Raw genomic sequence first — 23,485 nt, 5'->3', positions numbered from 1 at the left:
TCATATTGAAAATAAAAGTAGATTCTCAACTATATAAATATAATATTTATATAGGAAATAATATTTATAAAACTTTAAATGCTTATATAAAGGAATATAATGATAAAAAAATACTCATTATTACGGATAGCAATGTAAGTAAAATTTATTTAGATAGTATATTGAAATCTTTAAAAAACTTTAAAATATATTATTATATAATTCCAGCTGGCGAGAATAGTAAATCTTTAGAAATGGCAGGAAGGATATATAATAAATTATTGAGAGAAAAATTTGATAGACAATCATTAATAATAAGCTTTGGAGGTGGAGTTGTAGGAGATATTGCAGGGTTTGTAGCAGCAACTTACATGCGTGGTATAAACTTAATACAGATACCAACTACATTGTTATCACAAGTAGACAGTAGTATTGGAGGAAAGGTAGGAGTTAATTTTAACAATATAAAAAACATAATAGGGAGTTTTTATCAACCTAAGAAAGTTATAATTGATATAGATACTTTAAAAACCTTAAGTGAAAGAGATACTAAATCTGGATTAGCTGAAATTATAAAATATGGAATTATATCAGATTATAAGTTATTAAATCTTATACATAACATAAATGACATTAGTGAGATGGATTCTAAACTAATTAAATTATTAATAAAGAGATCATTAGAAATAAAAAAGGATATTGTAAAAGTAGATACCTTTGAAAAAGGAAAAAGAAAAATATTAAATTTTGGTCATACAATAGGTCATGGAATAGAATCACTTGATAATTTTAAAAGGTTTAAACATGGTGAAGCTGTAGCTTTAGGAATGTTATCAGAAGCTTATATATCTAAAGAGTTAGGACTTATATCAATAGAATATTATAAAGAAATAAAACAATTAGTAAAGAAAATAACTCAAGATAATATATTTACTCAACAAGAAAAAGAAGTAATAATGGAAAATATAAAATTAGATAAAAAGAATATGAATGAAAATATAGTATTCATCTTACCTATTAGTTATGGTAAAGTGAAAATATATGAGGATAAAATTAATGAAGGATTGATTAAGAAATCTTTAGGAGGTGATATCTAAGTGAATATACGAGGTGGCAATATAACATTAAAGGGTGAAATAATAGCACCAGGAGATAAATCAATCTCTCATAGGGCTATAATGTTAGGAGCTATTTCTGAAGGAGAAACTATAATTCATAATTTTTTATTTTCAGAGGATTGTATTAATACTATTAATATCTTTGAAGATATGGGAGTAAATATAAAAATTGATAATAAAATTATTAAAGTTAAAGGGGTAGGCTTAAATGGCTTGAAGAAATCTGCTAAGAAATTGTATGTAGGGAATTCTGGGACAACTATAAGGTTGGTTTCAGGAATACTTTCAGGGCAAAAATTTTCTACAGAAATTTTGGGTGATAGTTCTATAAATAGAAGACCTATGAAAAGAATTATAGAGCCATTATCTATGATGGGAGCTAATATAAAGTCAAAGGATGGTAATTATCCTCCTTTAAAGATACTATCATCTAATAAGCTAAATGGAATTAAATATAAACAAAACATAGCAAGTGCTCAAGTAAAGTCTTCAATTATGTTTTTATCACTATATGCTAAAGGAATAACAAAAATAATAGAACCTTATAAATCTAGAGATCATACAGAAAGAATGATGAAGTATTTTGGAGTAGACATAGTACAAAAGAATAACACTATAATTATAAATCCAAAAATTAAACCTTTAGCAAAGGAAGTAATTGTCCCTGGTGATATATCTTCTATATCTTTTTTTATTGTTGGTGCTTTAATTTTAAAAGATTCACATATTACAATAAGAAATGTAGGATATAATATTACAAGAAGAGGTATAATTGATGTATTAAATACTATGGGAGCAAATATAAAAATTTTTAATTGTAGAAATAAGAATAATGAAGAAATAGTAGATATGGAAGTAAAATATTCTAGACTTAATGGCGTAGAAATAAAAGGAGAAGTTATACCTAGATTGATAGATGAAATACCTATTATTGCTGTGGCTGCATCTTGCGCAGAAGGAAAAACAGTAATAAAAAATGCTAGTGAATTAAAAGTAAAAGAAAGTAATAGGATTTTTTCTACAGTACAGAACTTATCTTCTATGGGAATAAATATAGAAGAAACGGATGATGGAATGATTATAAATGGAAGTAATAAAATTTTGGCTGCTAGTTTGAAGAGTTATGGTGATCATAGAATAGTTATGAGTATGATAATAGCAGCTTTTAAAGCAAAAGGTACAAGTAATATCGATGATATAAATTCTATAGAAACATCTTATCCAGATTTTTTTAAAACATTAAATAAGTTGATAGACTTTAATGAATTTAAATAATATAATAAAGACTGAACAAGTGAATAATTGAAATTAGGAAGGTGATTAAAATTAATTATAAAAATAGAGCAGTTGTATTAGGAGCAAATTATTACATAGGACTTAGCATAATTAGATCATTAGGAAGAAAAGGCGTAAAAGTTACAGCTATAGATTATACGAAGGAAGATAGTTATGGATCAAGATCAAAATATCTAGATGAACATTTAATAGCGCCACATTATGGTAGAGAACCTGAAAGATTTTTAGAGTTTTTAATAAATTATTCTAAAAATCAAGACTATAAACCTGTATTATTTCCCTCTTCTGACCCTTATGTAGAGTTTATTGATAAATATTTTTATGAGCTAAAAGAATATTATCTGTTCCCTATGGATAGAAAAGGGTTTTGGAGTGAGGTTATGGATAAATATACCATGAGTTTATTAGCTCAAAAATTCAATGTAAAGGTGCCTGAAACTATAAATTCTAAAGAAGAAAATTTAGTTGAAAGAGTTAGAGAGGAAATAGGTTATCCTTGTATTATTAAACCTATGGATTCTGCTTCCTTTGTACGTAAATATAGAAATAAAGTTTTTATAATTGAAAAAGAAGAAGAATTAATTGAAAAAGTAAAAATGTGTCATAATGATGATTTTGAAATACTTATTCAAAGAATAATTCCAGGTCCAGAAAGCAACTGTTATTGTTATGATGCATATTTGAATCAAGAATCAAAAGTAACACATTGGACCACTGCTTATAAAATAAGACAATGGCCTATAAATTTTGGAGCATCTACTTATGCAAAGCAGAAATATATACCTGAACTACATGATATATGCAAACCATTCTTAGAAGGTATAAAATTTAAAGGATTTTCAGAAATTGAACTAAAAAGAGATGAAAAAACAGGAGTTATATATTTAATTGAAGTAAATGTAAGAATAATTAATTTTAATGAAATGTTGTATAATTGCGGGCTTAACTTTCCATATATTACTTATATGGAAATGACTGATAAATTACCTGAACCTAAAAGTGTAGAAGAAGATTTAGGATATACTTTTCTCTATATGTATGAAGATTTATTTGCAGTAAAGGAGTATTTAAAAACAGGTCAAATGAGCTTATCAAAAATAATAAAAGATATTTCATTTAAAAATGTGGCATCAACATGGAGTTTTTCAGATCCAAAACCAGCTCTTTATTTCATGAGTAGAGTAGCATTAAAAGTATTTAATAAATTGACAAAGTCTCAATAATAAACAAAGTATTTTATTAATTTTTTTTAAAATATAATATTTTCTCACCTTTTTATGATGTAATTATTTGCTTTTTGTATACAAAAGCAATATAATTATTTTAGAAATATCTAAAGGGAGGAATTATAGTGAAAAAAGAATTACCTATTGCTTTATCAAATAGACATATTCATTTGACTAATGAGCATATAGAAAAACTTTTTGGGAAAGGTTATAAATTAAATAAATTAAAGGACCTTTCTCAACCAGGACAATTTGCATCAAAAGAAAAAGTTGATATTGTAGGACCTAAGGGAGAATTAAAAGGCGTTAGAGTATTAGGTCCAGCAAGAAATAAGACTCAAGCAGAAATATCTTTATCAGATGGATTTAAATTAGGAATAAAACCACCGGTAAGAAATTCGGGAGATATAGAAGACTCTCCTGGTGGGAAAATTGTAGGACCTAAAGGAGAAGTTGAAATCGGTAGAGGAATTATTGCAGCTTCTCGTCATATTCATATGCATATTAAAGATGCTAAGGAGTTTGGATTAAAAGATAATGATACAGTTAGAGTTAAAGTTCCAGGAGAAAGAGGATTAACTTTTGATAATGTATTAGTTAGAGTTAATGAGAATTATGCTCTTGAAATGCATGTAGATGTAGAAGAAGGAAATGCATGTGGAGTTAAGAATGGACAAATAGTTGAATTAGTTGGATGATGGAGGTTATATTATGAATGAAATAGCATCAATAATTGATCATACAATCTTAAAACCAGATACTACAGAAGAGCAAGTAAAAAAAGTATGTGAAGAAGCCAAAGAGTATAATTTTGCTTCAGTTTGCGTTAATCCTAATTATGTAAAATATGTATCAGAACAACTAAATGGAAGTGATGTAAAAGTAACTTCTGTAGTGGGATTTCCACTTGGAAATACTCTTCCAGAGGTTAAAGCATATGAGACAAAAAAAGTAATAGAAAATGGCGCTGATGAAATTGATATGGTAATAAATATAGCAGCTCTTAAAAATAAAAATTATGATTTAGTTAAAGAAGATATTCAAGCTGTAGTTAATGCATCAAATAATAAAATGGTTAAAGTAATAATAGAAGCATGTTTACTTACAGATGAAGAAAAAATTAAAGCTTGTGAAATAGCAATGAAAGCAAAAGCTGATTTTGTAAAAACATCAACTGGTTTTTCAACTGGAGGAGCAACTATTCATGATGTAAAACTTATGAAAAAGGTTGTAGGAGATAATTTAGGTGTTAAGGCATCTGGAGGAGTAAGAGATATCGAAACGGCATCAATGATGGTTGAATCAGGAGCTAACAGAATTGGAGCTAGCTCATCAGTTTCAATAGTAAAAGGAGAAAAAGGAAGTTCAGATTATTAAAAAATAAGTTAGGTCATTTGACCTAACTTATTTTTAAGTATAATTAAATAAAAATGTAAATATGTCGATATATTATATGAAGTGATAGTTAAGTTATGTATACAGAATGTATTTTAGGAGGATTATAGTGAAAATAGGTAGAGTTGCAAATACAAATGTTAACCCAGTTAATTATAAAAATAATAATACTGAAACTTCTTTTCAAGAGGTTATAGATAAAAAGGCAAGTATTCTTAATACTAAAAAAATTAATAAAATGATATCAGATATCACAGAGTCTGGAAGAAAATTGGCAAATAAAAGAACTATAATAAATCTTTTAAATTATAAAAAGAAAATTAAAGAATTATTAGATACTGCTTTGCAATCAGGATTAGAATTAAATAAAAGGGGAGGCAGAACAAGAATATTAAAAATAGTTGAAAATGTAGATAAAAAACTTATTGAGATAACAGATAATGTATTAAATGAAGAAGATAATAAGTTAAAGATATTGAAATTAGTTGGTGAAATAGAAGGAATGTTAATAGATATCTATGCATAAAAAAATAGCCCATAAGGACTATCTTTTACACATTAAACCTAAATATTACTACATCTCCATCATTCATTATATAATCTTTACCTTCAAGTCTAACCAAACCTTGTTCTTTGGCCTTAACCATACTTCCTACGTTACTTAAATCTTGAAAGCTTATTGTTTCAGCTCTTATAAATCCTTTTTCCATATCTGAATGAATTTTTCCGGCAGCTTGTGGCGCTTTAGAACCTTTTTTTATTGTCCAAGCTCTAGCCTCTTTAGGACCAGCAGTTAAGAAAGAAATAAGACCTAAAAGTTCGTAACTCGCTTTTATTAATCTATCTAAACCAGATTCTTCTAAACCTAGCTCCTCTAAAAACATTTCTTTTTCTTCTTCTTCTAGTTCAGCAATTTCTGACTCAATTTTACCACATATAGTAATAAGTCCTGAATTTTCTTCTTTTGCATAATTTTTTAGTTTAGTAAGATATTCATTTTCATTTTTATTTACAATATCATCTTCTGAAATATTAGCAGCATACAATACAGGTTTTTTTGATAATAAATTTAAGCTTTTTACGAATATTTCTTCTTCTAAGTCAAACTCTAACTTTCTTACTGGTTTACCTTCCTCTAAAGTTGTAACTATTCTTTGTAAGATTTTGAACTCTTTAGATAAAGACTTATCATTTTTAACTAATTTTTTCGTTTTAGAAAGTCTCTTATTCATTACTTCTAAGTCTGATAGTATTAGCTCTAAATCAATTATTTCAATATCTCTTAAAGGATCTATATTACCTTCTACATGAGTGATATTTTCATCTTCAAAACACCTTACTACATGTACAATTGCTTCAACTTCTCTTATATGAGATAAAAATTTATTACCCAAACCTTCGCCTTTACTAGCACCTTTTACTAATCCAGCAATATCAAAAAATTCTATAGCAGTAGGAATTTTCTTCTCTGAAGAAAAAACTTCAGTTAACCTGTCTAGTCTTTCATCTGGCACAGATACTACTCCAACATTAGGCTCTATTGTACAAAATGGATAATTAGCAGATTCAGCACCTGCTTTTGTGATTGCATTAAATAATGTTGACTTTCCTACATTAGGAAGTCCTACTATGCCTAATTTCATATAAATCTCCTTTCAACAAATATATTGTGTTTACATACTTATAAAATTATACATTATATATGTGAGAACTTCAATATAAAGACTATTAACACTTATTTAACATCCAATTAACTTATAGACAACATACTAATTTAAATAAGGTGCTATAATTCTAATTGTTAGATAAAACTTAACTTTTGAAAGGAGATTTATATGAAGAAATTATTTAAATTAAAATTAACATTAATTTTAGTATCAATTTTATCCTTATTATTATTTGCGGGGTGTAGTACTGATGAAGAAAAATCAGATGATACATCATCAGATTTAAATGGAGAAGTAGAAGTTGATGGGTCTTCAACTGTATATCCTGTAACAATGGCAATGGCTGAAGAATTTCAAGCAAGTAATCCAGATGTACAAGTTACAGTTGGGGTTTCAGGAACAGGTGGTGGAATGAAAAGATTTACTACTGGAGATACAAGTATAAGCAATGCTTCTAGACCAATTAAAGAGGAAGAATCAAAAAAAGCTGAAGAAAACAATGTAGAGTTTTCTGAGTTGAAGGTGGCATTAGATGGTATCTCAGTAGTCGTAAATCCAAGTAATGATTGGGTCGATGATATTACAATTGAAGATTTAAATAAAATATGGGAACCTAATAGTAGTGTTAAAATGTGGAGTGACGTTAATCCAGAATGGCCTGAAGAGGAAATTAAATTATATGGTCCAGGAACAGATTCAGGAACATTTGATTACTTTACAGAAGCAATAAACGGAGAAGAAGGAGCAATAAGAACAGATTTTACTGCAAGTGAGGATGATAATGTATTAGTACAAGGTATCTCTGGAGACAAATATTCATTAGGATATTTTGGTTACGCATACTATGAAGAAAATAAAGATAAATTAAAAGCACTATCAATTAATGGAGTAGAACCAACACCTGAAAATATTGAAAGTGGAAAATATACTCCATTATCAAGACCATTATTTATTTATGTAAATAAAGATCATTATAATAATCAAAATCAAGTAAAAGAATTTGTAAATTATTATATAAATAATGCAACTGAAATAGTTCCTTCTACAGGTTATGTAGCATTATCAAAAGAAAAATATGAGGAAGAATTAAATAAATTAAAATAATATACTCTAAGATAAGAATCAAATTAATTTGATTCTTATTTTATTTCTTTATTAAAGTTAACTTAGAATTAACATAATATTAACTCCAATAAAACAACAGTAATCCCTAAATGAAATATAATGATGTTGAAGTATTAATGTAATAAGGGAGGATTTATTATGATATATGAAAATACACCAATAAAGTCAAGTAATAAGACATTAAAAAGAGGAAAAACAAAAGAGAAAATAATATCAAAAATATTAATGGTATTAGCATCAATATCTATATTAACAACAATTGGAATAATAGTGATATTATCTAAAGAAACTTTTTTATTTTTTCAAGAAATTAGTATAAAAGATTTTTTAACTGGTACAGAATGGACTGCATTATTTGCTAATCCAAAATTTGGGGTATTACCACTCGTATTAGGTACTTTAATGATAGCAATATATGGAAGTATAGTAGCTATTCCAGTAGGTCTTGGAAGTGCAATTTATTTAAGTGAATATGCTTCAGATAAAACAAGAAAAATAGTAAAGCCTTTATTAGAAATTTTAGCAGGTATCCCATCTATAGTATATGGATATTTTGCATTAACATTTATAACACCTATATTAAAGAAATTTTTTCCTGATATAAATGTGTTTAATGCATTAAGTGCTAGTATTGCTGTAGGGATTATGATAATACCTATGATTTCATCATTGAGTGAAGATGCAATGAAGGCTGTACCAGATGAAATTAGACAAGGAGCATATGCTCTAGGAGCTACTAAATTTGAAGTTTCTACAAAAGTTGTTATTCCTGCTGCACTATCTAGTATAATTTCATCTTTTGTTTTAGCTATTTCTAGAGCAATTGGAGAAACAATGATTGTTACACTAGCGGCTGGGTCTACTCCTAGATTAACATTAAATCCTTTAGAAAGTGTTCAGACAATGACTTCTTTTATTGTACAAGTTGCATCTGGAGATGTAACCCATGGAGGTCTTATATATAAAACTATATTTGCAGTAGGAATGTTATTATTCTTAATTACATTATTAATGAATATCATAGCTAGAATGATAATTAAGAAATATAGGGAGGAATATTAATGAATAATCTAAAGAAAAGAAAGATCATAGATAGATTTTTTCATGGGTTAGTATTTTGTACAACATCATTTGCATTAATTGTACTATTTATATTATTATTTGATATCTTCAAAGATGGAACAAAGTGGTTAAGTCTAGATTTTTTTACTAACTTCACTTCTAGATTCATAGAAAAAGCAGGGATAAAAGCAGCAATTACAGGTAGTATATGGGTTATATTTGTTACTATTATTTTTTCGTTTCCAATTGGAGTAGGTACTGCATTATATTTAGAAGAATATTCTGATGATAAAAGTTTATTAACAAGAATTATAAAATTAAATATATCTAATTTAGCAGGAGTACCTTCTATCGTATTTGGAATATTAGGTCTAGGTATATTTGTAAATACACTTGGATTTGGAAGAAGTATATTATCAGGTGGGTTAACATTAACTTTGCTTATATTACCAATTATTATTGTATCAGCTCAAGAGGCTATTAAAAGTGTTCCAAAGGAACTTAGATATGGGGCTTATGCATTAGGAATTACTAAGTGGCAAGTAATTAAAGGGGTAGTATTACCTTATTCTTTACCTGGTATATTGACGGGCTCTATATTGGCAATAGCAAGAGCATTGGGAGAAACTGCTCCATTGATTATGATAGGAGCTGTAACGTTTATAGCTTTTACTCCAGAAAGTATATTTGATAAATTTACAACATTACCAATGCAAATATATAATTGGTCAACAATGCCTCAAGCTGAATTTCATGATTTAGCAGCTGGAGGAATAATTGTATTATTAATATTATTGTTAGGAGCAAATGCTATATCAATAATATTAAGAAATAAATATCAAAGTAGAATAAAAGGATAGAATTGGAGGATTAAGTATGGGAGTTAAAATAGATATTAAAAATTTAGATTTTTACTATGGAGATTTCAAAGCTCTAAGTGATATAAATATGAAAATTGAAGATAGGAAAGTAACAGCTTTAATTGGACCTTCTGGATGTGGGAAATCTACATTTATTAGAATAATTAATAGGATGAATGATCTTATTGATGGTACTAGTCATAAAGGTGAAATAGTATATGAAGGGAAAGATATATACTCATCTAAGGTTGATGTAGTTGATCTAAGAAAAAGAGTGGGAATGGTTTTTCAAAAACCAAACCCATTTCCAAAGTCAATATATGAAAATGTAGTTTTTGGACCAAAAAGACATGGTATTAAGAAAAAATCAGAACTAGATAAAATAGTTGAAACAAGTTTGAAAGATGCTGCCTTATGGGATGAGGTAAAGGACAGATTAGACTCCTCAGCATGGTCCTTATCTGGAGGACAACAACAAAGGTTATGTATTGCTAGGGCATTAGCAATGGAGCCAGATGTATTATTAATGGATGAACCAACTTCTGCTCTTGACCCTGTAGCAACATCAAAAATAGAAGAACTTATAGAAGAGTTAAAAAATAAATATACTATTGTTATAGTAACTCATTCTATGCAGCAAGCAGGTAGGATATCTGATAATACGGCATTTTTCTTAATGGGAAGATTAGTAGAGTTTGGGAAAACTGCAGACATTTTTTCAAATCCACAAGATAAAAGAACAGAGGATTATATTACAGGCAGATTTGGTTAGGGGGTATATTATGAGAAAATATTTTGATAATGATATGAAAAAATTAAAAAAAATGTTGTTTGATATGGGTATATTAGCAGAAGAAATAATAGATATATCGATAAATTCACTTTTAAAAAAAGATGAAAAATTAGCTAATAGAGCAATAAAACTAGATGAAAAAGTTGATGAAATGGAATACATTATTGAAAGAAAATGTCTAGAGCTAATAGCACTTCAACAACCAATGGCAAAAGATTTAAGAGAAATTAGTGCTATACTTAAAATTATAACAGATATAGAGAGAATAGGAGATCATGGAGTAAATATTGCTAAGGTTACTAAGCGTATAAGTAAAGAAGAATATATAAAACCTTTAATAGATATTCCAAAAATGGCTGATATTTCTAAAGAGATGATAAGAAGGAGCTTAGAAAGTTTTGTTGAAAAAGATGTTCAATTAGCAAAACAAGTAGCAAAGATGGATGATACTGTAGATAATATATATGAAGAAATATATGTAGAATTATTAAATAAATTAACTGAGGATAAAAGAATTATGAATCAAGTAATAAACTTATTGTTTATAGGTAGATATATAGAAAGAATAGCTGATCATACTACTAATATCTGTGAAAAAATTATATTTATGGTAGATGGAAAAAGAATACATTATTAAACTTCACTTTTAAAGTGAAGTTATTTTTTTAAACATAAAAAGTTTTATAATAAAAATTAGAAATAATGCAATACTAATTATAGGAGGTGAAAAAATGGTAAAAAGATTTAAAGGCATAAGCATAATTTTCTTAATTATACTTATGGTTTCAGCAATTAGTATAGGATGTCAAAATAAAGATAATAATGGAACAGAAGAAAATGATGATATGGAAACAGAAGATAATGATATGAATAATGGGGATACGAATGAAAACATGAATGATGAGGATGCAACAGATCCAAATAATAATGACGAAGGTATGACAGATCAAGATCAGAACATGGATATTGACAATGATGCTTTGGCAAATAGTATAGTGGAAATGGATGGTATTAATGATGCCACAGTAGTTACTATGGATGAAGTTGCATTGGTAGGTATAGATATAAATGGAGAAGATAACATAAGTGATGATATGAAACAAGAAATAGAATCAAAGATAAAAGAAGAAGATAGTAATATTAATGAAGTATATGTATCTAATGAGCCTGATTTATTTGAAAGAATTAATACGATTTCAAATGATGTAAGAGGCGGTAATCCTATTGAAGATTTTTCAGACGATATAGCAGAAATTATTGACAGAATAACTCCAAAAACTAAATAATTATAAAAAAATCTCAGTAAATTTTACTGAGATTTTTTCATAATATACTACTTTGTTTACATAAATATAAATAATAAATAGTTTGGGGGAATTAAATGGATAAAACTAAAAATTATTATAAATATTTTCTTTTAACTTCTCTTACAATGTCTTTTTTGATATATTTATGTTTTAATAACTGGATTGAAAATTTATCAATAATAATATTTACACTTTCTATAACTTTAATATATAGTTTATATAAGAAAAAACAATATTTATCAATAATAAAAAGTTTAATAATAATTATTATAATTTATATTTTGATATTCATTATTTTATTTATAAATAAAGTACAAATACCAAAAAATATTCCAACAATTAATAATGCGAATAATAAAGTTGCAGTTATTTTAGTATATTCAGGTGAAGATTCAATGTATTCTACAACGAATCAAATTACACGACTTTTACTACTTAATAACAAAAAAGATATACTTTTTTATCCAATTAAATTATATGAAAATAAATTACTATATAATAAAATAGGAAAAAGTCAATATAAAAATAAAACTAAAGAATTTTATCATAAATTATCTAATGAAATAGAAGATACTTATAAAGTATACATGGGATATTTATATGATGATAAATATTTAGAAAAAGAAATATTAAACATAGTAAAAGAAGGGTATCAAAAAATAATAGTTGTACCCATGTTCTTAGATGATAATTATAATGTCTTAAATCTCAAAAAAAGAATGGAGGATTTCAAGCTTTATAATTATGGAATAGAATATAAATATATAGATACACTTTGGAAAAGTGAGTCTTTAGTAGATTCTTATATTCAAAAAATAAAATTGAATTTTAAAAATATAAACAAATCAGGAATTAATTTAGTTGGAATAGATAAAGATATAATAGATGAAGATAAAAGTGAATCAATAAAACAAAATATATTATTTAGAAATAAAATTAAAGAAAAACTAATTACAGAATTTAATATTGACCCTTCATTAATAAAATTATCGTGGTATAATGATTTAAGTCCTGATTTTATATCGAAAAATATGGAATTATTTGAATATGGAATTTCTGAGTTGATTATTATACCAGTTAATGTTGAATCAAGTGATTTAATTAAATATGATATTTACCATAATTCAATAAAAACAAGTGAATTACCTGAAGGTGTAAAAGTAAAAGTTATAGATGGATTTGTTAATGACAATAATATGGTTAAAGATATAATAAAGAAAATTGAATATATAGATATGCAAAAATGGAAAAATTAGGAGGCAACCAAATGAAAAGGATAAGAGAAAAAGTAAGTGAAGGAGTATATTTAAATGTTATTAATTCTGATAAATTTAAAACAGAATTAATAAGTGTATATTTTATACTTCCATTAAACAAACAAGATGTAACTTTTAATACAATGATTCCACTAGTATTAAAGAGAGGTACTAAAGACTATAATAATTCTATGGAAATAGAAAAAAGGTTAGAAGAGTTATATGGTTCTGATTTAAGTATTAGTGTTACAAAAAAAGGAGAAAAGCATGTTTTAAGATTTAGTATAGAAGGACCTAGTGAAAATTTTGTTGAATCGAATAAAATATTTAACAATAAATTAGACATACTTAAAAGTATAATTTATGAACCTTTATTGATAAATAATGTTTTTAAAAAAGACTATGTAAATCAAGAAAAGAGAAACTTAAAAGATAGAATTAGCTCAAAAATTAATGATAAACAACAATATGCAGTTCAAAGAACAGTTGAAGAAATGTTTAGAGATGAAAAATATAGCATATATAAATATGGTTATATAGAAGATTTAGATAAGATTAATGAAGTAAATCTATATAAACATTATTTAGATTTATTAAAAAGAGCTCGAATAGAAATTAATATAGTAAGCAATCTAGAGTCAGAACAAATAAGAAAAAGCATTAAAGATAAATTTTCCTATAATGAGAGAGAAGAAATAAATCTTGAAAGGGAAAAAGTAATATTTAATGAAATAAAAGAAAAAATCATAATAGATAAGATGGATGTAACACAAGGGAAGTTAACTTTAGGATATAGAACAAATATTCCATATGAAGACAAGTTATATAGTGCGTTTTTAGTAGGAAACTATATTTTAGGTGGAGGACCAGATTCAAAGTTATTCTTAAATGTACGTGAAAAACATAGTTTGGCATATTATGTTTATTCAAGGGTCTATAAATATAAGTCAATTATGCTTATATCAGCAGGTATCGAATTTGATAAATTTGAAGATGCATTGAAAATAATAAAAGAACAAATAGAATTAATGAAACAAGGAGAATTTGATCAAAAAAGTATAGAACAATCTAAAAAAGCAATTATTACTTCAATGAAAACAATAAATGATGATATATTTTCAATATCTGAGTTTTATTTAAGTAAGGTTTTATCAAATGACGATAAAAATATTGAAGGGCTTATAGAATCTATACGGGAAGTTAATAAAGAAGATATAATAGCAGCTATTAATAAAATAAAATTAGATACAGTTTATTTCTTAAAAGATAAATAAGTCGTCGAGGAGAGGTTAACATGGAAAATATTAGTACAATTAAAAGTGATATATTAAAAGAAGAATCATTTTTATATGTCTTGAAAAATGGTTTAAAAGTATATTTTGTACCTAAGTTAGGATTTTCTAAAAAATATGCTATATTCTCTACAAATTATGGTTCGAATGACAATGAGTTTGTTCCTATCGGAGAAAATGAAGCTATTAAAGTTCCAGAAGGAATAGCACATTTTCTAGAACATAAACTATTTGAAGAACAAGAAGGTAACATATTTGATGAATTTTCTAAATTAGGATCTTATGTGAATGCATTTACAAATTTTAATCAAACTGCATATTTGTTTTCTTGTACTGATAACTTTTATAAAAATTTAGAATTATTAGTATCATTTGTAGAAAACCCATATTTTACTGATGAAAATGTGAATAAAGAAAAAGGAATAATTGCGCAAGAAATAAAAATGTATGAAGACAATCCAGGATGGAAGGTATTTTTTAATTCATTGAAAGCTATGTATCATTATCATCCTGTAAAAGAAGATATTGCTGGAACTGTTGAAAGCATTACTAAAATAGATAAAGAAACCCTTTATAAATGTTATAATACATTTTATCATCCTACAAATATGATTCTTTTTTTAGTTGGTGATATTGATTTTGAAAAAGCAATAAAGACAATAGAAAAAAATATTAAAAATAAAGATTTAAATACACAAAATAAAATTGAAAGAATTTATCCAAATGAACCTAAAGAAATTAAAAATAGATATATTGAAGAAAGTTTAAGTGTATCAATACCGTTATTTAATATAGGCTTTAAGGATAAAGATGTGGGATTTGATGGAAATGAGTTATTAGAAAAAGAAATTGTAACAAATATACTTCTTGATATGATCTTTGGAGAATCAACAGAACTTTATAAGAATATGTATGAAGAAGGATTAGTTAATAATAGCTTTGGAGCTCAATTTGTAGCAAGTAAAACTTATTCTCATTCTATAATAGGAGGAGAGTCATCAAATCCTAAAAAAGTATTAGATAAAGTTATAGAGAATATAAATCATTTAAATGAAGTAGGGTTAAATAAAGAAGATTTTAATAGAATTAAGAATAAAATGATAGGACATCATATAATGAGTTTTGATTCTTTAGAGTATATAGCAAATAGCTTTACAAAATATGAATTTCAAAATTCATCATTATTTGACTATATCAATATACTAAAAAGCATAAACTTTCAAGATATAGAAAAAAGATTTAAGAGTCATTTTACAGTTGATAATTATATATTATCAGTTATAAATCCTAAATAGTTTGTTGACTTTTAAAATGATGTATTATAATTTATTAATAGCTACTTAGTTAAGTAGCTATTAACGAATTACATATAAATATAAAAGAGGTGTTGAAATGGATCCAGTTGCATTTGAGATATTTGGTATAGCTGTTAGATGGTATGGTATTCTTATAGCATCAGGAATGATAATAGGAGCTCTATTAGCTATAAAAAGATCAAGGGAAATAGGATTTGATGAAGAAGAGTTAATTAATATGCTTATATTTGCTATACCTATGGCTATAATTGGGGCTAGAGTATATTATGTAATATTTAAATGGGATTATTATCAAGGGAATTTTATGGAAATGATAAATATCAGGTTAGGAGGACTTGCGATTCATGGGGGGATAATAGCTAGTGTTTTAACAGCAATTATATATTGTAAAATAAGAAATATTAACTTTTGGCAACTTGCAGATATAACTGCACCAAGTATAATATTAGGTCAAGCTATAGGTAGATGGGGAAATTATGTAAATAAAGAAGCACATGGAGGCCCTACAGATTTACCATGGGCTATTGAAGTAAATGGAGTAAATGTACATCCAACATTTCTTTATGAATCAATATGGAATATTATTGTATTTATATTTTTAATATGGTATAGAAAAAATAAAAAACAAGCAAATGGAGAAGTGTTTTTACTGTACTTAGCATTATATTCTTTAGGAAGACTTTTTATAGAAGGACTTAGAACTGATAGCTTGATGTGGGGACAGTTTAGGGTTGCTCAACTGATAAGTGTATCTTTAATTATATTCTCTGGAATATTATTTTTTATTAAACGAAAGAGAGATGTGTAAAAGGTTGTCACTATTTGTAAAAAAATGATACAAACAATTAATATTTTAAAGAATTATGAAGTGATTTGTAACATAGCAATTGGTTTTAGATTTTATCTATGTGGATTAGTCTTTTCAGAAATTGATTTTTATGTTTTTAAATTATAAAATGAAATCACTGTTAATAGTGGAAGGTGTTAAAATGAAAATTAATGAAAAGATTAATATTTTTAGGGACGAGCTAAATTATCTTATATCAATTAATGCAAATTATTATGAAATATATAAATTAAGCATTTACATAGATAGTTTAATTCTAGAATATTATAGAGAGATAAAAAAGAATAAAAGCAGCTAAAAAGGCATTTTAATGAAAATTAAAATGCCTTTTTTTATTTTAAAAAAATATTTAATAAATTTATAAAAAATAAAGGAATTTTAAAATCAATGTAGAAGTAATATAATGTGGTGAAAAGTGGTGTTAAGTGGTATAATTATATGAAAAGTGGGGCAAAGGTATGTTTATAGGTGAATATAATCATTCTATTGATAAAAAATCCAGATTAATAATACCTGTAAAATTTAGAAGTAATCTAGGTAATAACTTTATTTTAACTAAAGGGTTAGATAATTGTTTGTTTATTTATCCTGAAGATGAATGGAAGGTATTAGAGAATAAATTAAAGAATTTACCGCTTACTCGAAAAGATGCAAGAGCTTTTGTTCGCTTTTTCTTTTCTGGCGCTACGGAGTGTGAATTAGACAAACAAGGAAGAATATTAATACCAAGCAACTTAAAAAAACATGCAAAGTTGGATAAAGAAGCTACCATAATTGGTGTTTCAAATAGAGTGGAAATTTGGAGCAGTGATGAATGGACGAAATATAATGAAGATGATGATTTAAGTTATGAAAATATAGCCGAAAAAATGTCTGAACTTGGAATATAAATAATTGAATTTGAGGTGTGAAAAATGGAATTTAATCATATATCAGTCTTGTTAGAAGAATCTTTAAATGGATTAAATATTAAGTCTGATGGAATATATATTGATGGAACAATGGGTGGAGCTGGCCATTCATTAGAAATAGTAAAAAAATTAGATACAGGAAAATTAATAGGAGTAGATCAAGATATAAATGCAATAAATAAGTCAAAAGAAAAATTAAAAGAATATAAAGATAAAGCTATATTAATACATGATAATTTTAAAAATATAAAACAAATATTGAGAGAGTTAAATATTGAAAAGGTTGATGGAGTATTATTAGATTTGGGTGTTTCTTCACATCAATTAGACACAGGAAATAGGGGCTTTTCTTATCATAAAGATGCTCCATTAGATATGAGGATGAATGAATATGATAGTATTTCAGCAAAAGATATTATAAATACTTATAGTGTAGAAGAATTAGATAGAATATTAAAAGATTATGGCGAAGAAAGATGGTCTAAAAGAATTGCTGAATTTATAGTAGATAAAAGAAGAGAGAAATATATTGAAACTACTGGTGAATTAGTTGAAATAATTAAAAATGCAATACCTAAGGCAGTAAGAAAAGATGGCCCACATCCAGCTAGAAGAACTTTTCAAGCAATTAGAATTGAAGTTAATAATGAACTAGGAATATTAAAACAAGCTATTATTGATATAGTAGGTTGTTTAAACCCTAATGGAAGACTTAGCATTATTACATTTCATTCATTGGAAGATAGAATAGTGAAAGAAACGTATAAATATTTATATAAAAATTGTATTTGTCCAAAGGAATTTCCTATATGTAAATGTGATAAAAAAAGAGAAATAAAACTTATAAATAAAAAACCTATAGTAGCATCAATAGATGAATTAGAAAATAATAAAAGAGCTAGAAGTGCAAAGCTTCGTATAGCTGAAAAGATATAGTGTTCTAAAAATAGAAAGAGGTGAATAAAATTGGTAGTAGCTAAAAAAGAATTTCAAGTTTATGATTTAGAAGAAAAAAAACTCCAAAAACCTAAAAGAAATAAAAAGCCTAAAAAAAATAATACAAAAATAAAATTAAAATTATTTTTATATGCTACAGTAATATTAACTATATCTATACTAGTATTATTGAGATTTGCACATATATCTAAACTACAATATGACTTATCGTCTACAGAATCTGAAGTAGAAACCTTAATTAAGGAGAAGCAAAATATTTCTATTGAGCTTGGAAAAGTTAAAGATTCTAGATGGATTGAAATAGTAGCTTTAAATTCATTAGGAATGAGTTATCCAAAAGAATCTCAAAAAGTATATGTGGATTTAAGTAAAAAAAATTAGTGGTTAACGAATGAAGAACTCTGTATTTAACATAAGAATATAATTCTAAAGTAAAGTGTTTAGGAGGTCTTCATAATTGTCATCAACTATTATAGTTAAAAAAAGATTATTTTTTACACTAATATTTTGTATAGTAATTATATTATTATTAATTATTAGATTATTTCATATACAAGTAATAAAAGGAATAGAGTTAAGAGAAAAAGCATTAGAACAATGGTCAAGGAATATTCCTGTGCCTTCTAAAAGAGGTATGATTTATGATAGAAATAAAAATATATTGGCTACAAATGTAAGTAGCTATACAATATGGGCAAGGCCTGCAGATATATTTGAACCTGATAAAGTAGCAATAAAAATTGCTAATATATTAGATATGGATTCAAATAATATATACAAATTAATAACTAAAAAGCAAAGCTTAACAATTATAAAAAAATGGATAAGTAAAAAGGATGCAGATAAGTTGAGAAGCTTGAAAATAAAGGGTATAGAGGTTGTTGATGATAACAAAAGATATTATCCAATGGATAATTTTGCATCTCATATACTAGGGTTTACAGATATAGATAACTATGGACTGTATGGAATAGAAAAAATATATGATGAAGAACTTACAGGAACAAATGGGAAATGGATAAAAATGGTTGATGGAAAACAAAAACAGTTGCCTTATGAAAACGAAGGTTTTTTTGAACCACAACCTGGAAATAACATTTTACTTACAATTGATGAAACTATACAACATTTAGCTGAAAAGGCTGCATTGGAAGCTCTAGTGAAAAATAAAGCTAAAAATGTTTCAGTAATAGTGATGAATCCTAATAATGGTGATCTTCTAGCTATGGCAACAAAGCCTGATTATAACCCTAATAATAGAAATACATTATTATTTAATCCAGATGAGCAATGGAAGCCTTTAGATGAAAAAGAAAGAAAAAAATATACAGATTTACCATGGGACCAAAAATCTCAATTACTGTATGAAAGTTGGAGAAATTTTTCTATTAATGATAATTATGAACCTGGTTCTACATTTAAAATAATTACTGCAGCTGCAGGATTAGAAGAAAAAGTAGTAACACAAAACAGTAAGTTTCATTGTGATGGATATGTTACACAAATTAAAGGTGCAAAGATAAAATGTTGGCGATATTATAATCCACATGGAAGTCAAAATTTTACTGAAGGGGTCCAGAATTCATGCAATGAGGTTTTTGTTAGTGTTGGACTTAAATTAGGAGAAGCAAAAATGCATGAATATATTGAGAAATTTGGATTTGGAGAGAAGACAGGGATTGAATTAACTGGGGAAACATCAGGAATAGTAAGGCCACTTAAATCAATGAAAAAGGTAAATTTAGCAACAATTTCATTTGGTCAAGGAATATCAGTAACTCCTATACAAATGATTTCTGCAATTTCTGCTGTAGCAAATGGTGGTAATTTAATGGAACCAAATATAGTTAAAAGTATTACTGATAATGAAGGAAACCTAATTAAAGAAAAAAAAGAAAATATAGTTAGAAGAGTTATATCAAATCAAACTTCAAAAGAACTTTTAGAGATATTAGAATCAGTAGTATCTAAAGGAAGTGGAAGTAAAGCTTATAAACCTGGATATAAGATAGGGGGAAAAACTGGCACTGCTCAAAAAGTTATTGATGGTAAGTATGCAAATGGGAAATACATTGCTTCATTTGCCGGAATAGCGCCTGTTGATAATCCAAAAGCTGTAGCCTTAGTAGTTATTGATGAACCAAGTGCAGGCGTTTATTATGGTGGACAAATAGCTGCACCTGTGGCTGGAAATATTCTTAAAGAAACTCTTGATTATCTTGATTATGAGCCTAAGTTATCAAAAGAAGAAAAGGAAGAATATGGGGATGTATTAGTTACAGTACCTAATCTAAAAGGACTTACAATAACTGAAGCATCAAAAAGATTAAGAGAATTGGAATTAAAGCATGTTACAGATATTGTTACTCCAAAAAAAGAAGATAAAGTGATAGATCAAATACCTAAATCAGGTACTGAAGTTAAGAAGGAAGAAATTATAGAATTATATTTAAAAAACCCTAAATAACACTAGATAGAAAAGCTTAGACAACTTCAATTATTCATTGTAGAGGTTGTCTTTTTGAAATTTTAGAAAAGTTAATAAGTTAATATTTTAATAGAATAGTATATAAAATTATGTTATTATTATAGGGGTGTATAACATTGAAGCTACAAAAATTAATTGAGGATCTAGACTATATTAATATATCAGGTGATTTGGAAAAACAAATATCAGGAATTGAGCATAATTCAAAAAATATAAAAGAAAATTTTTTGTTTATAGCAATTAAAGGCTTTAAATTGGATGGACATGATTTTATATTTGATGCTTTAAGTAGAGGATCCAAAGTTATTGTCGTAGAAAATAATAATTTTTATAATAAGAGAGATGATATTACTATAATAACAGTTAAAAATTCTAGAATAGCTTTGGCTGTTTTATCTAATGCTTTTTATAATTATCCTTCTACAAGATTAAATATTGTAGGTATAACAGGGACAAATGGTAAAACTTCAACTAGTTATTTTTTAGAGTCTATATTTAAAAATAATCAGTGGAAAACTGGAGTTATAGGAACATTAGGGGTAAAAATAAATGAACAAAATTATAATATAGATAAAACAACTCCTGAAGCTAATAATTTACAACTGTTTTTACATAATATGTTAGAAAAAGATATTAATCATTGTATAATGGAAGTGTCTTCTCATTCATTATCACTTAATAGAGTTCATAAGATTCAATTTGATATTGGTATATTTACAAATTTAAGTGAGGAGCATTTAGATTTTCATAAATCATTAGATGAATATATGAATTCAAAAATAAAATTATTTTATATGACTGATAAAATCAATATTATAAATTCTGATGATGAATTTGGAAAGAAGATGATTTCTAAATTAAAAGATTTAAAAACCAGAATTATAACATATGGAATAAATTCTGGAGATATACAAGCTAAGAATATAATTCAAATGACCAAAAACATAAGTTTTGATTTAGTTACAAGTTTAGGAAATATAAATATTAAATTAAATACTCCTGGGATATTTAATATATATAATGCATTAGCAGCTATAAGTTGTTCTATTGCATTGGGAATTGATTTAAAGACTATAAAACAGGGATTAGAAAAACTTGAAAATGTTAAAGGGAGATTTCAGGTTATTAAATCAGATGAAGATTTTGATGTTATAATAGATTTTGCTCATTCACCTGATGGATTTAAAAATGTATTAAAAACTGTTAATGAATTTGCAAAGGCTAGAATTATAACTGTATTTGGATGTGGAGGAGATAGAGACAAATCAAAAAGACCTAAAATGGGAGAAATAGCAGCTAAATATTCGGATATATGTATACTTACAAGTGATAATTCTAGGAGTGAAGACACACAAGTAATTATAGAGCAAATAATACAAGGTATAGAAGAAAGTTCTTATGAATATTTTAAAATACCCGATAGAAAAAAGGCTATAAAAAAGGCTATAGAAATAGCAAGACCATATGATATTGTCATGATTTTAGGTAAAGGTCATGAAACATATCAAATAATAAATCAGAAAAAAATTGAATTTGATGAATATAAAATAGTTAAAGATATTCTAGATAGCTATAGGCAAAAATAATATATTATATACATGAGAGGAGAACGTAATGTTAGATTATATAGATATAATTAGAATTATAGGAATTTCATTTATTATAGCATTGTTACTAGGACCACTTAGTATACCATTGCTTAGAAAATTAAATGTTGGTCAAAGTATTAGAGAAGAAGGTCCAAAAAGTCATATTAAAAAAAGTGGTACTCCAACAATGGGAGGAATAATATTTTTAGTAGCAGCAATAGTAACATCATTAACTTCAGGTATTATTAATAAAGATATATCTCTATTAATATTTTCTACATTGGGATTTGGAGCAATAGGATTTATAGATGATTTCATTAAAGTTGTATTGAAGAGAAATTTGGGGTTAAGAGCATATCAAAAGCTATTAGCACAAATTTTAATAGCTGTCATTTTAGTGATATATCAAACTAAAACTGCGTCTCAAGGAACAGAGATAATTGTACCATTTTTAAATAATTTTTATTTGGATTTAGGTGTTCTTTATTTACCTTTCATAATATTTGTAGTTGTTGGGACTGTAAATAGTGTGAATTTAACAGATGGATTAGATGGGCTTGCTACAGGGATTACATTAATAGTATTGTCATTTTTTAGTTTAGTTGCTTTAAAAATGGGATATGGAGCTGTTACAGTATTTTCAGCAGCACTTGCTGGAGGATGTCTTGGTTTTTTAAAATACAACTCATATCCTGCTAGAGTTTTTATGGGAGACACAGGATCTCTTGCACTTGGAGGTGCAATAGCAGCTATATCAATTATTTTAAAATTACCTTTAATATTACCTATTGTTGGTGGAGTATATTTTGCAGAGACACTATCAGTTATTTTACAAGTTTTAAGTTTTAAGCTTACAGGAAAAAGGTTGTTTAAAATGAGTCCTCTTCATCATCATTTTGAGTTATCTGGTTGGAAAGAAACTAAGGTAGTTACTGTATTCTGGGGTGTAACAGTTTTATTATCATTATTTAGTCTATTATCACTTAAATATTATATATAGA

General features: G+C 26.5%; 24 protein-coding genes. 23 read left to right on the top strand and 1 reads right to left on the bottom strand.

The window, feature by feature from the left end:
* Positions 1–5 precede the first annotated feature (5 nt).
* From aroB to D3Z33_RS08030, 6 genes are all read left to right on the top strand, one after another.
* Positions 6–1,076: a 3-dehydroquinate synthase gene (gene aroB, locus D3Z33_RS08055; RefSeq protein WP_160197251.1), complete on the top strand. Its 1,071-nt coding sequence runs from the start codon at positions 6–8 to the stop codon at positions 1,074–1,076.
* Positions 1,077–2,372 (top strand): 3-phosphoshikimate 1-carboxyvinyltransferase, encoded by a 1,296-nt coding sequence (aroA, locus tag D3Z33_RS08050; RefSeq protein ID WP_160197250.1) that lies wholly within the window; start codon positions 1,077–1,079, stop codon positions 2,370–2,372.
* A 41-nt stretch (positions 2,373–2,413) separates the two neighbouring features.
* Positions 2,414–3,616, top strand: a complete 1,203-nt coding sequence (locus tag D3Z33_RS08045) for a carboxylate--amine ligase (protein ID WP_201750468.1) — start codon at positions 2,414–2,416, stop codon at positions 3,614–3,616.
* Positions 3,617–3,741: 125 nt separating this feature from the next.
* Positions 3,742–4,317, top strand: coding sequence for a phosphate propanoyltransferase (gene pduL, locus D3Z33_RS08040; protein WP_431768831.1), 576 nt, complete (start codon positions 3,742–3,744; stop codon positions 4,315–4,317).
* A gap of 13 nt (positions 4,318–4,330) precedes the next feature.
* Entirely contained in the window at positions 4,331–4,996 is a 666-nt protein-coding gene (gene deoC, locus D3Z33_RS08035) for a deoxyribose-phosphate aldolase (protein WP_160197248.1), read from the top strand.
* A 127-nt stretch (positions 4,997–5,123) separates the two neighbouring features.
* A complete protein-coding gene (locus D3Z33_RS08030) occupies positions 5,124–5,540 on the top strand; it encodes a DUF327 family protein (RefSeq protein ID WP_160197247.1) in 417 nt (138 codons plus the stop codon).
* Between the two features lie 25 nt (positions 5,541–5,565).
* On the opposite strand, the gene ychF is transcribed toward D3Z33_RS08030, so the two are convergent.
* Complete coding sequence (ychF, locus tag D3Z33_RS08025; RefSeq protein ID WP_160197246.1) at positions 5,566–6,657, bottom strand: redox-regulated ATPase YchF; 1,092 nt, start codon at positions 6,655–6,657, stop codon at positions 5,566–5,568.
* A 192-nt stretch (positions 6,658–6,849) separates the two neighbouring features.
* Here ychF and D3Z33_RS08020 point away from each other — a divergent pair, with 192 nt between their 5' ends.
* The 17 genes from D3Z33_RS08020 (at position 6,850) to mraY (ending at position 23,484) form a co-directional block, all read left to right on the top strand.
* Positions 6,850–7,785, top strand: a complete 936-nt coding sequence (locus D3Z33_RS08020) for a PstS family phosphate ABC transporter substrate-binding protein (protein ID WP_160197245.1) — start codon at positions 6,850–6,852, stop codon at positions 7,783–7,785.
* 159 nt (positions 7,786–7,944) lie between these two features.
* The gene (gene pstC / locus D3Z33_RS08015; protein ID WP_160197244.1) at positions 7,945–8,868 is read left to right on the top strand and encodes a phosphate ABC transporter permease subunit PstC; all 924 of its coding nucleotides are present in this window, start codon (positions 7,945–7,947) and stop codon (positions 8,866–8,868) included.
* Positions 8,868–9,728 (top strand): phosphate ABC transporter permease PstA, encoded by an 861-nt coding sequence (gene pstA / locus D3Z33_RS08010; RefSeq protein ID WP_160197243.1) that lies wholly within the window; start codon positions 8,868–8,870, stop codon positions 9,726–9,728. Before pstC ends, pstA begins: the two co-directional genes overlap by 1 nt.
* 16 nt (positions 9,729–9,744) lie before the next feature.
* A complete protein-coding gene (gene pstB / locus D3Z33_RS08005) occupies positions 9,745–10,500 on the top strand; it encodes a phosphate ABC transporter ATP-binding protein PstB (protein ID WP_160197242.1) in 756 nt (251 codons plus the stop codon).
* Positions 10,501–10,510: 10 nt separating this feature from the next.
* On the top strand, positions 10,511–11,158 hold the full coding sequence (gene phoU / locus D3Z33_RS08000; RefSeq protein WP_160197241.1) for a phosphate signaling complex protein PhoU: 648 nt from the start codon (positions 10,511–10,513) through the stop codon (positions 11,156–11,158).
* A gap of 94 nt (positions 11,159–11,252) precedes the next feature.
* On the top strand, positions 11,253–11,807 hold the full coding sequence (locus D3Z33_RS07995; protein WP_160197240.1) for a YhcN/YlaJ family sporulation lipoprotein: 555 nt from the start codon (positions 11,253–11,255) through the stop codon (positions 11,805–11,807).
* Positions 11,808–11,902: 95 nt separating this feature from the next.
* On the top strand, positions 11,903–13,084 hold the full coding sequence (locus D3Z33_RS07990) for a hypothetical protein (RefSeq protein WP_160197239.1): 1,182 nt from the start codon (positions 11,903–11,905) through the stop codon (positions 13,082–13,084).
* An 11-nt stretch (positions 13,085–13,095) separates the two neighbouring features.
* Positions 13,096–14,358, top strand: coding sequence for an EF-P 5-aminopentanol modification-associated protein YfmF (yfmF, locus tag D3Z33_RS07985; RefSeq protein ID WP_160197238.1), 1,263 nt, complete (start codon positions 13,096–13,098; stop codon positions 14,356–14,358).
* 20 nt (positions 14,359–14,378) lie between these two features.
* Positions 14,379–15,671: an EF-P 5-aminopentanol modification-associated protein YfmH gene (gene yfmH, locus D3Z33_RS07980; RefSeq protein WP_160197237.1), complete on the top strand. Its 1,293-nt coding sequence runs from the start codon at positions 14,379–14,381 to the stop codon at positions 15,669–15,671.
* Positions 15,672–15,768: 97 nt separating this feature from the next.
* Positions 15,769–16,500, top strand: a complete 732-nt coding sequence (gene lgt, locus D3Z33_RS07975; protein WP_160197236.1) for a prolipoprotein diacylglyceryl transferase — start codon at positions 15,769–15,771, stop codon at positions 16,498–16,500.
* A 181-nt stretch (positions 16,501–16,681) separates the two neighbouring features.
* Complete coding sequence (locus D3Z33_RS07970; RefSeq protein WP_160197235.1) at positions 16,682–16,837, top strand: Spo0E family sporulation regulatory protein-aspartic acid phosphatase; 156 nt, start codon at positions 16,682–16,684, stop codon at positions 16,835–16,837.
* Positions 16,838–16,997: 160 nt separating this feature from the next.
* Positions 16,998–17,429 (top strand): division/cell wall cluster transcriptional repressor MraZ, encoded by a 432-nt coding sequence (mraZ, locus tag D3Z33_RS07965; RefSeq protein ID WP_160197234.1) that lies wholly within the window; start codon positions 16,998–17,000, stop codon positions 17,427–17,429.
* Between the two features lie 24 nt (positions 17,430–17,453).
* The gene (rsmH, locus tag D3Z33_RS07960; protein WP_160197233.1) at positions 17,454–18,386 is read left to right on the top strand and encodes a 16S rRNA (cytosine(1402)-N(4))-methyltransferase RsmH; all 933 of its coding nucleotides are present in this window, start codon (positions 17,454–17,456) and stop codon (positions 18,384–18,386) included.
* 30 nt (positions 18,387–18,416) lie between these two features.
* Positions 18,417–18,788 carry a cell division protein FtsL gene (locus D3Z33_RS07955; RefSeq protein WP_160197232.1) on the top strand — a complete coding sequence of 124 codons (372 nt, stop codon included), beginning with the start codon at positions 18,417–18,419 and terminating at the stop codon, positions 18,786–18,788.
* A gap of 76 nt (positions 18,789–18,864) precedes the next feature.
* Complete coding sequence (locus tag D3Z33_RS07950) at positions 18,865–20,874, top strand: stage V sporulation protein D (RefSeq protein WP_201750466.1); 2,010 nt, start codon at positions 18,865–18,867, stop codon at positions 20,872–20,874.
* A 137-nt stretch (positions 20,875–21,011) separates the two neighbouring features.
* The gene (locus D3Z33_RS07945; RefSeq protein WP_160197231.1) at positions 21,012–22,481 is read left to right on the top strand and encodes a UDP-N-acetylmuramoyl-L-alanyl-D-glutamate--2,6-diaminopimelate ligase; all 1,470 of its coding nucleotides are present in this window, start codon (positions 21,012–21,014) and stop codon (positions 22,479–22,481) included.
* A gap of 28 nt (positions 22,482–22,509) precedes the next feature.
* Complete coding sequence (gene mraY, locus D3Z33_RS07940; protein ID WP_201750465.1) at positions 22,510–23,484, top strand: phospho-N-acetylmuramoyl-pentapeptide-transferase; 975 nt, start codon at positions 22,510–22,512, stop codon at positions 23,482–23,484.
* Position 23,485: the final 1 nt, after the last annotated feature.

The organism is Senegalia massiliensis, assembly GCF_009911265.1.
In the GTDB taxonomy this organism is placed as follows: Bacteria; Bacillota; Clostridia; order Tissierellales; family SIT17; genus Anaeromonas; species Anaeromonas massiliensis_A.
Note: the sequence above shows the minus strand (reverse complement) of the source record. Positions and strands in the feature narration are given on the sequence as shown.

Excerpts from the sequence above, each read along its gene's own strand:
- yfmF (WP_160197238.1), top strand. The coding sequence starts at position 13,096 with ATGAAAAGGATAAGAGAAAAAGTAAGTGAAGGAGTATATTTAAATGTT.
- rsmH (WP_160197233.1), top strand. The coding sequence starts at position 17,454 with ATGGAATTTAATCATATATCAGTCTTGTTAGAAGAATCTTTAAATGGA.
- pstB (WP_160197242.1), top strand. The coding sequence starts at position 9,745 with ATGGGAGTTAAAATAGATATTAAAAATTTAGATTTTTACTATGGAGAT.
- lgt (WP_160197236.1), top strand. The coding sequence starts at position 15,769 with ATGGATCCAGTTGCATTTGAGATATTTGGTATAGCTGTTAGATGGTAT.
- pstC (WP_160197244.1), top strand. The coding sequence starts at position 7,945 with ATGATATATGAAAATACACCAATAAAGTCAAGTAATAAGACATTAAAA.
- mraZ (WP_160197234.1), top strand. The coding sequence starts at position 16,998 with ATGTTTATAGGTGAATATAATCATTCTATTGATAAAAAATCCAGATTA.
- pstA (WP_160197243.1), top strand. The coding sequence starts at position 8,868 with ATGAATAATCTAAAGAAAAGAAAGATCATAGATAGATTTTTTCATGGG.
- D3Z33_RS07990 (WP_160197239.1), top strand. The coding sequence starts at position 11,903 with ATGGATAAAACTAAAAATTATTATAAATATTTTCTTTTAACTTCTCTT.
- deoC (WP_160197248.1), top strand. The coding sequence starts at position 4,331 with ATGAATGAAATAGCATCAATAATTGATCATACAATCTTAAAACCAGAT.
- mraY (WP_201750465.1), top strand. The coding sequence starts at position 22,510 with ATGTTAGATTATATAGATATAATTAGAATTATAGGAATTTCATTTATT.
- yfmH (WP_160197237.1), top strand. The coding sequence starts at position 14,379 with ATGGAAAATATTAGTACAATTAAAAGTGATATATTAAAAGAAGAATCA.
- phoU (WP_160197241.1), top strand. The coding sequence starts at position 10,511 with ATGAGAAAATATTTTGATAATGATATGAAAAAATTAAAAAAAATGTTG.
- D3Z33_RS08020 (WP_160197245.1), top strand. The coding sequence starts at position 6,850 with ATGAAGAAATTATTTAAATTAAAATTAACATTAATTTTAGTATCAATT.
- ychF (WP_160197246.1), bottom strand. The coding sequence starts at position 6,657 with ATGAAATTAGGCATAGTAGGACTTCCTAATGTAGGAAAGTCAACATTA.
- D3Z33_RS07995 (WP_160197240.1), top strand. The coding sequence starts at position 11,253 with ATGGTAAAAAGATTTAAAGGCATAAGCATAATTTTCTTAATTATACTT.
- D3Z33_RS07970 (WP_160197235.1), top strand. The coding sequence starts at position 16,682 with ATGAAAATTAATGAAAAGATTAATATTTTTAGGGACGAGCTAAATTAT.